At 56.4% G+C, this 12,174-nt stretch carries 10 protein-coding genes; 7 read left to right on the top strand and 3 right to left on the bottom strand.

Going from position 1 to position 12,174, the window contains the following annotated elements:
• Positions 1–50: 50 nt before the first annotated feature.
• The 3 genes from ATO67_RS22810 (at position 51) to lpdA (ending at position 2,590) form a co-directional block, all read left to right on the top strand.
• A complete protein-coding gene (locus tag ATO67_RS22810; protein ID WP_067646207.1) occupies positions 51–464 on the top strand; it encodes an MAPEG family protein in 414 nt (137 codons plus the stop codon).
• A gap of 12 nt (positions 465–476) precedes the next feature.
• The gene (locus ATO67_RS22805) at positions 477–1,121 is read left to right on the top strand and encodes a LysE family translocator (RefSeq protein WP_067645773.1); all 645 of its coding nucleotides are present in this window, start codon (positions 477–479) and stop codon (positions 1,119–1,121) included.
• A 62-nt stretch (positions 1,122–1,183) separates the two neighbouring features.
• Positions 1,184–2,590, top strand: a complete 1,407-nt coding sequence (gene lpdA / locus ATO67_RS06265; RefSeq protein WP_067645771.1) for a dihydrolipoyl dehydrogenase — start codon at positions 1,184–1,186, stop codon at positions 2,588–2,590.
• A gap of 74 nt (positions 2,591–2,664) precedes the next feature.
• On the opposite strand, the gene ATO67_RS06260 is transcribed toward lpdA, so the two are convergent.
• From ATO67_RS06260 to ATO67_RS06250, 3 genes are all read right to left on the bottom strand, one after another.
• On the bottom strand, positions 2,665–4,662 hold the full coding sequence (locus ATO67_RS06260) for a BCCT family transporter (RefSeq protein WP_067645769.1): 1,998 nt from the start codon (positions 4,660–4,662) through the stop codon (positions 2,665–2,667).
• A 155-nt stretch (positions 4,663–4,817) separates the two neighbouring features.
• Positions 4,818–5,912 carry a TraB/GumN family protein gene (locus ATO67_RS06255; protein WP_067645767.1) on the bottom strand — a complete coding sequence of 365 codons (1,095 nt, stop codon included), beginning with the start codon at positions 5,910–5,912 and terminating at the stop codon, positions 4,818–4,820.
• A gap of 137 nt (positions 5,913–6,049) precedes the next feature.
• The gene (locus tag ATO67_RS06250) at positions 6,050–6,985 is read right to left on the bottom strand and encodes a tyrosine recombinase XerC (protein ID WP_067645765.1); all 936 of its coding nucleotides are present in this window, start codon (positions 6,983–6,985) and stop codon (positions 6,050–6,052) included.
• A 134-nt stretch (positions 6,986–7,119) separates the two neighbouring features.
• Here ATO67_RS06250 and ATO67_RS06245 point away from each other — a divergent pair, with 134 nt between their 5' ends.
• The 4 genes from ATO67_RS06245 (at position 7,120) to atpA (ending at position 12,158) form a co-directional block, all read left to right on the top strand.
• Entirely contained in the window at positions 7,120–9,351 is a 2,232-nt protein-coding gene (locus tag ATO67_RS06245; protein ID WP_067646204.1) for a primosomal protein N', read from the top strand.
• Positions 9,352–9,416: 65 nt separating this feature from the next.
• The gene (locus ATO67_RS06240) at positions 9,417–9,803 is read left to right on the top strand and encodes an AGROH133_08824 family phage infection protein (protein ID WP_067645763.1); all 387 of its coding nucleotides are present in this window, start codon (positions 9,417–9,419) and stop codon (positions 9,801–9,803) included.
• A 259-nt stretch (positions 9,804–10,062) separates the two neighbouring features.
• Positions 10,063–10,629, top strand: a complete 567-nt coding sequence (locus ATO67_RS06235) for a F0F1 ATP synthase subunit delta (protein WP_173645923.1) — start codon at positions 10,063–10,065, stop codon at positions 10,627–10,629.
• The gene (atpA, locus tag ATO67_RS06230) at positions 10,629–12,158 is read left to right on the top strand and encodes a F0F1 ATP synthase subunit alpha (RefSeq protein WP_067645759.1); all 1,530 of its coding nucleotides are present in this window, start codon (positions 10,629–10,631) and stop codon (positions 12,156–12,158) included. Before ATO67_RS06235 ends, atpA begins: the two co-directional genes overlap by 1 nt.
• The last annotated feature ends 16 nt before the right edge of the window (positions 12,159–12,174 follow it).

Here is a 12,174-nt window from a genome sequence, read left to right as displayed (position 1 = left end):
CAGCGGGGTTTCAACTGAAATCCCGCTGAAATTGTCTCAGGAGTTTGCTCGTGCAACCCACTTTCCTCGCTGCATCGCCGTTTCTTCCCCTGATCGGGGTGAGCGTCATCATTCTTATGGTGCATATCGCGCTGCAAGCTCTGACAGCGACGAAGGAACTGGGCAGTGACTGGAATGCTGGTCCGCGCGACGACAATAAGCAGGTAAAAGGCCAGCTTGCCGGCCGGGCAGAGCGCGCAGCGTCAAACTTTCTAGAAACATATCCAGCCTTTATCGCGCTGGCCTTCGGCGTCATCATGGCGGGTGACCCGATTGGCCTTGCCCTCACCGGTGCCTGGATATGGATCGTCTGCCGCATCGTCTATATCCCGCTTTATCTGACGGGAATCCCCTATGTCCGTTCACTGGTATGGATCGGTTCGATGATAGGGCTGTTGCTTATGCTCTTTGTGTTGCTGTTCTAAAGGTTTAGGCTCATGCATCAATATGTGATCGAACTGGCCTCACTGATGGCGATCTTCTTCTTCGCTATCGTTTCGCCGGGCGCAGATCTCGCAATGGTCATGCGCCAGGCTATGGTGCATGGCCGCCGTCAGGCCATAATCACAAGTTTCGGTGTTGGAACGTCGTTGATGTTCCACGTGACCTATACGATCCTTGGCCTAGGCTTGATCATCTCGCAGTCTGTCTACCTCTTCAACATCGTCAAATGGCTTGGCGTCGCTTATCTGATCTATATCGGCCTCAAGTCGTTGCGTGCTGGCAAAACCGATATGACGGTGCTGGACGCACCAGACGTCGCACCGCGCGCCAGCGAGCAATCGGCGCTCAAGGCATTTACACTCGGTTTTGCGGCTAATGCGCTGAACCCTAAACCGGTGTTTTTCTTTCTTTCGATCTTTTCGACGGTGGTTAGCGTACACACGCCCATCCCCATCAAGTTCGGATACGGAATGGTGATGGCAAGCTGCCTGATCGTCTGGTTTGTTGGCGTAAGCATATTCATGACGACACCGCGCATGCGCGCAGCCTTCGGGCGCGCCAGCCAGTGGATCGACCGCACCAGCGGCGTGGTTTTCATCGCGCTTGGAATTAAACTTGCAACGGAAAAAGCGGCCTGAGATCAGGTCAATTCGGACAGGGCGGGCTGCAGTCCCGTCAGTAGTTAATCAGGAACAAGAACATGGCTTATGATGTAGTTGTTATCGGCACCGGTCCCGGTGGTTACGTTTGCGCGGTCAAGGCGGCTCAGCTTGGTTTGAAAGTTGCCGTTATCGAAAAGCGCGCGACCTATGGCGGTACGTGCCTCAATGTCGGCTGCATTCCGTCCAAGGCCCTGCTGCACGCATCTGAAGTCTTTGCGCATGTCGCCCACGGCGTCGACAGCCTTGGCATTGAGGTTGCTGCGCCAACGCTCAACCTTGAAAAGATGATGGGCCATAAGGACGGCGTGGTGAAGGCCAATGTCGATGGCGTCGCCTTCCTGTTCAAGAAGAACAAGATCGACACCTTCCAGGGTCTCGGAAAGGTTGTTTCCGCCGGCAAGGTTTCGGTGACCAATGATGCGGGCGAAGTTCAGGAAATCGAAGCCAAGAACATAGTGATTGCAACCGGTTCTGATATTGCGGGCATTCCGGGCGTGCAGGTCGACATCGATGAACAGGTCATCGTGTCCTCCACAGGCGGCATTGCGCTGACCAAGGTTCCGGAAAAGATGATTGTTGTCGGTGGCGGTGTCATCGGCCTCGAGCTCGGCTCGGTCTGGTCGCGTCTGGGCGCGAAGGTCACGGTCGTTGAATATCTCGACAACATTCTCGCTGGCATGGACGGTGAGTTGTCCAAGCAGGCCCAGCGTCTGTTTGCCAAGCAGGGCATTGATTTCAAGCTTGGTGCGAAGGTAACCGCCGTCGAGAAGTCTGGCGATGGCGCCAAGGTGGTGTTCGAGCCGGTCAAGGGTGGTGCGGCTGAAACGCTGGACGCCAATGTCGTTCTGATCTCTACAGGTCGCAAGCCTTACACCGAAGGTCTGGGCCTGGCAGAAGCAGGCGTCGTTCTGGACAGCCGTGGCCGCGTCGAAATCGATGGTCACTACAAGACCAATGTGGAAGGCATCTACGCCATTGGCGACGTGGTCAAGGGTCCGATGCTGGCGCACAAGGCCGAAGACGAAGGCGTCGCACTGGCGGAAATTCTCGCAGGTCAGCACGGCCATGTGAATTATGACGTTATTCCAGGCGTCGTCTACACACAGCCGGAAGTCGCCTCTGTCGGCAAGACTGAAGAGGAATTGAAGGCAGCAGGAATTGCCTACAAGGTCGGCAAGTTCCCCTTCACCGCCAACGGTCGCGCGCGCGCCATGCAGGTTACCGACGGGTTCGTGAAAATCCTTGCGGACAAGGAAACGGATCGCGTTCTCGGCGGTCATATCCTCGGCTTCGGCGCCGGTGAGTTGATCCAGGAAATTTCCGTGCTGATGGAATTCGGCGGTTCGTCTGAAGATCTCGGTCGCACATGCCATGCGCACCCGACCATGTCGGAAGCCGTGAAAGAAGCGGCACTCGCCACCTTCTTCAAGCCGATCCACATGTAAGATTTCAAGTCAACGAAAAGGCCGCAGTCTTCCCAGACTGCGGCCTTCTTTATGTGCGCTTTCTGTACGCCGCATTATGTTCTGATAGCGTGGAGATATTGAAAGTGCCTGTCATACTGCAACAGAACGTCCTGGATAAGTTCTTCTTTGGTGAAGCCCATGACGTCGTAATCCTGTCCGCCATCTGACAGCAACACCTCTGCCCGATAGTAGTACTCTGCCGTTTTGCGACTGGATTGCCTTTCAAAGAAACTGTAGCCCGGCGTCTCATAGCGGCGCATTCTTATGCCATAGATGAACTCCTCGGCTTCGCCAGGGGTGACGACCAGCTTTACCCTGTCGTCCCTAATATCCATCTGCGAGGCCAGAGACTTCTTATCCAACTCCAGAGCAACGGCTTCCAAGGCAGGCGTCGCAGTTTCCCTGAAGAAGCGCTCCGTTTCGGCTTTTCCGGGATGATTCAGAATGCCCTGTAACTGTCGCTGCCAACTCGCCGATTGACGAGGTCTGAGACTTTGCACCAGCGCATTCTGGCGCGCCCCCTCCCGCTTCAAGCCTTTCCAAAGGCCCCAACACATCAACAGCATGACGAAAGTGAAGGGCAGTGCACCTGCAATCGAGGCAGTCTGAAGTGCGTCCAATCCACCCGTCGAAAGTAGAATGGCACCGATGATCCCTGAGACGATTGCCCAGAAAACCCGGCGCGCCGTTGGACCATCCTCGCGTCCACCCGATGTCAGCGTATCGATGACGAGCGCTGACGAGTCAGCCCCGGTGACAAAGAAAAATACGATAAGCGCCATGGCGAACCAGGACACATAGACACCTAGCGGGAACTGCTCGAGGAAAACGAAGAGAGCGAGCGTGACGTCGTTTGCCACTGCATCCGAAACCGCAGTCGTAGCTCCGGTCAGGTGCATGGAAATCGCGGTGTCACCAAACACGGTCATCCATGCAAAGCTGAAGCCTGTTGGAACCAGCAATACGCCAGCGATGAATTCGCGGATGGTGCGACCACGCGAAATGCGCGCGATGAACATGCCGACGAACGGAGACCATGCGATCCACCAACCCCAATAGAACAACGTCCAATCGCCCAACCACTCGGCTGGTCCCTGATTTGGCGCGTATGCATACATGTAGAAGGTGCGCAAAACGAACTGGTCGAGATAGGCACCGAGATTTTGCACGAATGCTCGAAGCAAAAACGTCGTCGGTCCCACCACGAATACGAACAGCATCAGCGCAACTGCCATCAGCATGTTCAAGTTAGACAGGAACTTGATGCCCTTATCGAGACCCGTGGCAACAGATATCGTCGCCATTCCGGTAATGACGACGATCAACGGCAGTTGTATCCAGAAACTGATCGGCCAGCCAAGGACATGGTTGAAGCCCGCATTGACCTGAAGCACGCCGAGGCCAAGAGATGTCGCGACACCAAAGAGCGTGCCGATGACCGCGAAAATATCCACGGCGTTACCGATCGGACCATAGATTCGGTCGCCGATGAGGGGGTAGAGCGCGGATCGCATCGTCAGCGGCAAGCCGTGGCGGAACGAGAAGTAGGCAAGCGACAAGCCGATAACGGCATAGACCGCCCAGGCATGCAGTCCCCAGTGGAAGTAGCTGATTTCCATAGCCGTGCGCGCTGCCTCGATCGTTGCCGCGTCACCCACGGGAGGTGCTATGAAATGCTTGACCGGTTCCGCCACACCAAAAAAGACGAGGCCGATGCCCATGCCAGCTGCAAACAGCATGGAGAACCACGCGCCGTAGCTATAATCCGGCTCCGAATGGTTCGGTCCGAGCTTGATCTTGCCGTGGCTGGAGAAGCCCAGATAGAGCATGAACATCAGAAAAATAGCAACGGATAGCAGATAGACCCAGCCGAGTTCGGCGACGATCCAGGACTGAACGGAACTGAAAAACGCAGCCGAGCCTTCGGGAACGACAACCCCGGCCACGACAAACACCAGCGTCAGTGCCACGGACCATATGAATACGGGTTTGTTGACGCCCTCCGTCAGGCCCACGCGTTTGCGGACCTCGGGCGTTTGCGGTTCGGTCATGGAAATCCCCTCTCCAGATACAAGTCGTAAACGGCGCTAGACAGCGCTGTGCTTGACGGAGGGAATGGTTTGCGCGCCAGATGGTTGCATGACGCGGGGCGGTTTTTTGTTTAGAATATTCTAAATTTACAGTGGGTTAGGAGGCGAAGTTCGCCTTATTGAACCGCTGTGATGGTAAAACCCTTAGCGCGCAAAAGTTCTATGACGCCAACGTCGCCCGGCAGATGCAGCGCACCGACGGCCATGAAGAGGTTGCCCTGTTCCAGATGCGGCGTGGCGCCATCCGCCATGACATGGTTGCGATCATCGATGATGCGCTGTTCGAAGGCTGCGTATCCATCCTGTGTCTGGCTGTCATCCTTGGCATCGATGTTTTTCATCATGGGCATGATGGTGCCGATATCGCCTGCGAGATAGAGATCGATCATCGTTGCCATGACATCGTCCATGCGGTCGCCCATCTGCAGCATCTCGATAAGGGACTGAATGTGGAAGGACATGGGCAGTTCGGAAATGGCGGTCAGTTGCTCCAGCAGCGTTTCAAGGCCTACCAGTTGTTTGCCGTCCCGCACGGCATCATTGGCCAGTTGCATATCCAGAAAGCTCGCGCCTTTTGCCTTGCGGGCAAATTCGCAAGCCGGAAGTGCGACGAAGCTCGACAAAATCCAGGGCTTCATTTTCACCACGGCGTTCAGGGGGATACCGCGTTCTTTCAGACCACTTTCCAGCTTTGCGACATCGTCTTTCGAGAGCATATCGGTGATGGATTTGCCATCGAGAAACATCGTCAGCTCCGGTTTTGAAAGCAAAGATGTCGCTGCTTGCTTTTCGCTGGTGATTTCGTCGGATTCGACGATCACGGTCGAGGCCTTCGCAAATGCTTCCTTTGCGCCGTTGGGCATTGCCAATACGCGAGGATCGGAAATATGCATGGTGCCGAGAAGCCAGGATGGCTCAACGCCTGCCTTTTCTATTTTCCAGAAAGCGCCTTTGCCGTTTGGTATTTTTTTGGCATCCGCAAGGATGGCGTCATAGCGCGCCGGATCGCTTTTTTGCATGTCGATCAGAAGATCTTTTCCTGCGCAGGTGATCGATTGCTCTGCTGCATTGGCCTGGCTCAACGACAACAGGGTCAAAGCCAGAACGGCAAGCGCCGTGACATGCAGTGAAGCAAGCAGCCACAACAGCGTGTCACCCAAACGGCCCATCAGCAGCGATGTCAGGCTCTGCGGCCTGGAAAGAACGGTCATCGAATCACCCCGGTTTTCTGCCGTCGTTTATAGCGGCGGGGGTTGCATGGAGGGTTAATAGCTATAGTTAACAGACTGTTGGTGGTTGTTTCATTTTAAGCGTGGATCGAAACACCGTCACTCTTTCGGCCTTTTCGCTATGCCCGCGGATGGGCATTGTCGTAGATTTCGAGCAGTCTGGCCGTGTCGACACCGGTGTAAATCTGTGTGGTGGACAGGCTGGCATGGCCCAGCAATTCCTGGATCGTGCGAAGATCGCCACCACCCGCCAAAAGGTGGGTGGCGAAGGAATGGCGAAGCGCATGTGGCGTGGCATTTTCGGGCAGACCGAATGCGCCTCGCAATTTCTGCATTTCGCGCTGGATGATGGCAGGCTGAAGTTTAGCACCACGCGCACCGACAAAAAGCGGTTCGTCCGTTGGCAGGTGATAGGGACAGAGTTTGCGATAGGCATCGACGGCTTCCAGCACGACAGCAAGCAGAGGAACAATGCGCATCTTGTTGCCTTTGCCGGTCACTCGCAGGCTACGTGTTCCGCTTGTCAAATCGGCCGGTGTGAGGCTTAGAGCCTCGGAGATGCGCAGACCACAGCCGTAGAGCAGGGCCAGCACGGCGGCATTGCGCGCGGCAATCCAGGGCTCTTCGGAAAGCTGCGCTTCCGTTGTGGTTATTGTCAGCGCCTGTCGGTCAGTGAGCGGCTTGGGCAGTGATTTTGGTTGTTTGGGCGAGCGCATGGCCGTAGCACCGGCAGCATTCACCAGCCCTTTCTTTTCCAAATATCGCAGGAAAGATCGAAGACCGGCGAGATGGCGTCCCAATGAACGGGCACCGGCACCCTCCTTCCGGCGCGATGCCAGAAAGGCACGCAGATCGACGGCACGCAGATTGCTGACATCGCTGATGCGCGTTGGATGCCCGAGATATCCCGTCATGAACATCAGAAACTGGCGGGTATCGCGTTCATAGGCTTCGACCGTGTTATCCGACAGCCGACGCTCGCCCTCCAGTGCGCGAAGCCATGACTGGCGTTCGCTCAGAAGGTCTGGATCGGCAAAGGTCAGGATTTCATCCACGTCGCGTCGTCCTTATATCTGGATGGACACTAGAGAACTGCCGTCAGTATTTGGTTAAAATGCGGGTGACAGGGCGCGACGTGTTCCGCTAAAGGTTCCCTTTTCGTTTGGCAAAGGGCATGGTCGCCGACATCATGGCAAAAGATTCGACCGATCTGTTTGGGGCGCTGTTTGGCGATCAACAGCCGACACACGGTGCGCCTGTGACGTCCGTGCCCGTTCTGGTACCGATGCCAGCGCCGGGGCCTTACAGCTATTCAGTTCCAAACGACATGGTGGTGGAGCCGGGGTCCATCGTGCAGGTTCCCTTGGGTCCGCGCCAGGTTATCGGTGTTGTCTGGGATAAGACGGATGGTGCCTCTGTCGATCCGAAGAAGCTGCGGCCCATCACGAAAAAATTCGACTGCCCGCCGATACGAGACGAAATGCGTCGTTTCATCGACTGGGTCGCCACTTACACGCTGTCGCCGCCCGGGCTGGTGGCGCGCATGGCGTTGCGTGCGCCTGCTGCATTCGACCCTGAACCGATGATCGAAGGTTTGCGGCTGACAGAGGCGCGTCCGGAACGGCTGACGCCGGCGCGCGGGCGTGTCATCGAGTTGGCCGGTGAAGGGCATGCTTGGACCAAAAGCGGTCTTGCCAATGCCGCTGGCGTGTCAACCAGTGTCATCGACGGTTTGGCCAAGCAGGGCATTTTCGAAACTGTTTTCCTGCCCGCTCCGCCTGTCGTGGCCGAGCCCGATCCTGATTATACCGAGCCCCGTCTCGAAGGGCCGCAAAAGCAGGCGGCGTCCGAGATTCTGGAAGACGTGAAGAAGGGCGGCTTTGCTGTTTCGCTGATCGACGGCGTCACCGGCTCTGGCAAGACCGAGGTCTATTTTGAGGCCGTGGCCGAAACCCTGCGGCAGGGCAAGCAGGTGCTGATCCTCTTGCCGGAAATCGCGCTGACGGCGTCGTTCCTGGATCGCTTTCAGGACCGCTTTGGCTCCAAACCGGCAGAATGGCATTCCGATTTGTCACCAAGGATGCGTGAAAAAGTCTGGCGGCAAACGGTGACGGGTGAGGTGCGGGTGGTCGCCGGTGCGCGCTCTGCGCTGTTTCTGCCTTTTGACAATCTTGGGCTCATTATTGTCGATGAAGAGCATGACCCGGCTTACAAGCAGGAAGACCGCGTCTATTATAATGCCCGCGATATGGCCGTGGTGCGGGCGCGAATCGCCGACTTCCCGGTGGTGCTGGTTTCGGCGACACCCTCCGTCGAAAGCCAGGTCAACGGCATCTCGGGCCGTTATAATACCATTCATTTGCATACGCGATTTGGCGATGCGGCGATGCCGGACCTGCATCTGGTCGATATGCGCCGCCATCCGCCTGAGAGAGGCGGCTTTCTGTCGCCGGTGCTGTTGCGTGGCATAGCCAAAACCATTGAAAAGGGCGAGCAGTCTCTACTGTTCTTGAACCGGCGTGGCTATGCACCATTGACACTGTGCCGCGTTTGCGGCCACCGCTTTCAGTGCCCGCAGTGTTCGAGCTGGTTGGTGGAGCACCGTTTTCGCAGCCAACTCCAATGTCACCAATGTGGTCACAACCAACCGACACCCGATCACTGCCCTGAATGCGGCACCTTCGATCATCTCGCAGCTTGTGGTCCCGGCGTGGAGCGTATTGCCGAGGAAGTCGAGAAGCACTTTCCAGAGGCGCGGACCATCGTGCTGTCTTCCGACCTGATGGGCGTCAAGCGTCTGCGGCTGGAACTGGAAGCCATCGTTAAGGGCGAGGCGGATATCGTTATCGGCACGCAGCTTGTCGCCAAGGGTCATAACTTTCCACTTATGACACTCGTTGGTATCGTCGACGCGGATCTGGGGTTGGCGAATGGAGACCCACGTGCCGCGGAACGCACATTCCAGCTTTTGTCACAGGTCACGGGCCGAGCAGGCCGAACCGGCCTCAAGAGCCATGGCCTGTTGCAAACCTATCAACCGCAACATCCCGTCATGCAGGCCATCGTTTCAGGCGACGCTGCAGCCTTTTACGAACGCGAAGTGATCGAGCGGGAAAAGGCACTGCTGCCGCCATTCGGTCGTTTGGCCTCTCTCATCGTCTCTGCCGATACGCGAGCGGAAGCCGAGACCCATGCGCGTGGTCTGCGTGCATCCGCCCCGCAGGCCTCGGGCATCATGCTGTTGGGACCTGCCGAAGCGCCGCTTGCACTCATTCGCGGGCGATACCGTTTCCGGCTGCTCGTCCACGGCAAGCGGAACTCCGACATGCAAGGTTTCATGCGCGCGATGCTGGGCAGCGGGCCGAAAGAGCGCGGATCGGTGCATGTTCAGGTGGATATCGATCCACAAAGTTTTCTCTGAGCTTCTTTCGATGTGTCGCCTGCCGTGGCATAAGGCGGCAGGGGATCACTGATTTGGGGACTATCATGGAATTCTATTTTCCGAGTGAATTCGGCGAGCAAATGGCTTTTGTTGCTGCGGCTGTGTCTGCCATCATCGGACTTTTCATCATGTTCGCACCGGGGGTGACGTTCCGCCTGTTCGGTTTGCAATTGATGACGGATCGACGTGACGGCCTGGTCCTTCTACGCTCGTCTCTCGGAGGCTTTTATCTCGGCTTTGGCGCAAGCGCGCTGCTTCTGGCACAGCCCATGGTCTATCTCGCATTCGGCGCATCTTTTGCGCTTGCCGTGTTCGGTGCCATTCTCTCGATCCTGTCGGATGGTGGAGCAACGGTGCGAAATTGCCTACTCCTGGTTGTTCATTTCGTCTTAGCTGCATTGCCGTTGATGTACGTCTTCGGGTTGTTCTAAAAACGATTTTTTGTCGATAATGATGCCATTGCGGGTCACAACTGCGTAATTTGAAAAAATTAACGTTCCTCCTCTGGCCCAAAAGACACTTTCCGTTACCACGCGTGTTGCGAGTCCCCGCTTCCTATGCTAGACGGACCGCGAAATCGATAAAAGACAGGGGGGAATTCCGGTCTTTTTCGGGGAAATTGAAACGATTTCAAGAATTTGGCGCGCTGCGAAATCGGCGCCTGTTTCTTGGACGATTAGCAGGGAAAAAGTGCCCGTGGCAAATGCCTCCCATGGAACATCCGGTGTGGCGGAAAGGTATGCGTCGTCGCTTTTCGAGCTCGCTTTGGAAGCGGGTGTTGTCGATGCAGTCGGTGCCGATCTCGATACGTTTCAGGCCTTGCTGGATGAAAGTGATGACCTGAAGCGTCTGGTTGCGAGCCCGGTCTTTTCGTCTGAAGATCAGTCCAGAGCAATTTCCGCTCTTGCTGCAAAGGCCGGTATCTCTGGTCTGTCTGCAAACTTTCTAAAGGTCGTTGCGGGCAATCGTCGCCTGTTTGCCGTTCCCGGAATGATCGTTGCCTATCGTGAAATCGCTGCCGCTCATCGCGGCGAGATTACTGCCGAAGTGACTTCGGCACATGCGCTGGATGAGGCGCAGGAAACTGAACTGAAAGCGGCGTTGAAGAGCGTCACTGGTAAGGATGTGAAGGTCGCTCTGACCATTGATCCATCCATTCTTGGCGGTCTCATCGTCAAGGTTGGTTCGCGCCAGACCGATACGTCTCTTCGCACCAAACTTTCCACCCTTAAGCTTGCACTGAAAGAGGTTGGCTGATGGATATCCGCGCCGCGGAAATTTCCGCAATTCTAAAAGACCAGATCAAAAATTTCGGCAACGAGGCTGAAGTCTCGGAAGTCGGCCAAGTGCTTTCCGTCGGTGACGGTATTGCCCGCGTTTACGGCCTCGATAATGTTCAGGCCGGTGAAATGGTCGAGTTCCCAGGCGGCATTCGCGGCATGGCACTCAACCTTGAAAATGACAACGTCGGCGTCGTTATTTTCGGTTCTGACCGTGACATCAAGGAAGGCGACACCGTCAAGCGGACTGGCGCTATCGTTGACGTTCCTGTCGGTCCAGAGCTCCTCGGCCGCGTTGTCGATGCTCTCGGCAATCCGATCGACGGCAAAGGCCCGATCAACGCAACGCGCCGTTCGCGTGTTGACGTCAAGGCCCCCGGCATCATTCCACGCAAGTCGGTTCACGAGCCAATGTCGACCGGCCTCAAGGCCATCGACGCTCTGATCCCTGTTGGTCGTGGTCAGCGCGAGCTGGTCATCGGTGACCGCCAGACCGGCAAAACAGCGATCATTCTCGATACGATCCTGAACCAGAAGGCTATCCACGACAGTGGTCCAGACAGTGAAAAGCTGTACTGCGTCTACGTCGCTATCGGCCAGAAGCGTTCGACCGTCGCCCAGTTCGTGAAGGTTCTTGAAGAGCGTGGCGCTCTGCAGTATTCCATCATCGTTGCTGCAACGGCCTCCGATCCTGCTCCGATGCAGTATCTGGCACCGTTTGCCGGTTGCGCCATGGGCGAATACTTCCGTGACAACGGCATGCATGCGCTGATCGGTTACGACGACCTTTCCAAGCAGGCTGTTGCCTACCGTCAGATGTCGCTCCTTCTGCGTCGTCCTCCGGGCCGTGAAGCTTATCCTGGCGACGTTTTCTACCTGCACTCGCGTCTGCTCGAGCGCGCCGCCAAGATGGGCGACGCTGCTGGTAATGGTTCGCTGACGGCTCTGCCTGTCATCGAAACGCAGGGTAACGACGTTTCCGCGTTTATTCCGACCAACGTGATCTCGATCACCGACGGCCAGATATTCCTCGAAACCGACCTGTTCTATCAGGGTATCCGCCCGGCTGTTAACGTCGGTCTGTCGGTTTCGCGCGTTGGTTCTGCCGCTCAGATCAAGGCCATGAAGCAGGTTGCCGGTTCGATCAAGGGCGAGCTTGCCCAGTATCGTGAAATGGCAGCCTTTGCCCAGTTCGGTTCCGACCTCGATGCTTCCACGCAACGCCTGCTGAACCGTGGTGCACGTCTGACCGAGTTGCTCAAGCAGCCACAGTTCTCTCCGCTCAAGACGGAAGAACAGGTTGCCGTGATTTTTGCTGGTGTGAATGGTTACCTGGACAAGGTCGCTGTTGCAGACATCAGCAAGTTCGAGCAGGGTCTGCTGTCTTACCTCCGCTCGGAAGGCAAAGACATTCTCGACACCATCCGCACGGAAAAGGCTGTTAGCGATGACACCAAGGGCAAGTTGAAGACTGCTCTTGAAAATTTCGCCAAGTCTTTCTCCTGATTAGCCTCGTGACTGG

This window comes from Agrobacterium bohemicum (genome assembly GCF_001562555.1).
Lineage (GTDB): Bacteria > Pseudomonadota > Alphaproteobacteria > Rhizobiales > Rhizobiaceae > Agrobacterium > Agrobacterium bohemicum.
This window is presented reverse-complemented; position numbering and strand designations above follow the sequence as displayed.

What these genes read in the sequence shown, in the direction of transcription:
- lpdA (WP_067645771.1), top strand. Translation starts at nt 1,184, where the DNA reads ATGGCTTATGATGTAGTTGTTATCGGCACCGGTCCCGGTGGTTACGTT.
- ATO67_RS06255 (WP_067645767.1), bottom strand. Translation starts at nt 5,912, where the DNA reads ATGACCGTTCTTTCCAGGCCGCAGAGCCTGACATCGCTGCTGATGGGC.
- ATO67_RS06240 (WP_067645763.1), top strand. Translation starts at nt 9,417, where the DNA reads ATGGAATTCTATTTTCCGAGTGAATTCGGCGAGCAAATGGCTTTTGTT.
- atpA (WP_067645759.1), top strand. Translation starts at nt 10,629, where the DNA reads ATGGATATCCGCGCCGCGGAAATTTCCGCAATTCTAAAAGACCAGATC.
- ATO67_RS22805 (WP_067645773.1), top strand. Translation starts at nt 477, where the DNA reads ATGCATCAATATGTGATCGAACTGGCCTCACTGATGGCGATCTTCTTC.
- ATO67_RS06245 (WP_067646204.1), top strand. Translation starts at nt 7,120, where the DNA reads ATGGCAAAAGATTCGACCGATCTGTTTGGGGCGCTGTTTGGCGATCAA.
- ATO67_RS06260 (WP_067645769.1), bottom strand. Translation starts at nt 4,662, where the DNA reads ATGACCGAACCGCAAACGCCCGAGGTCCGCAAACGCGTGGGCCTGACG.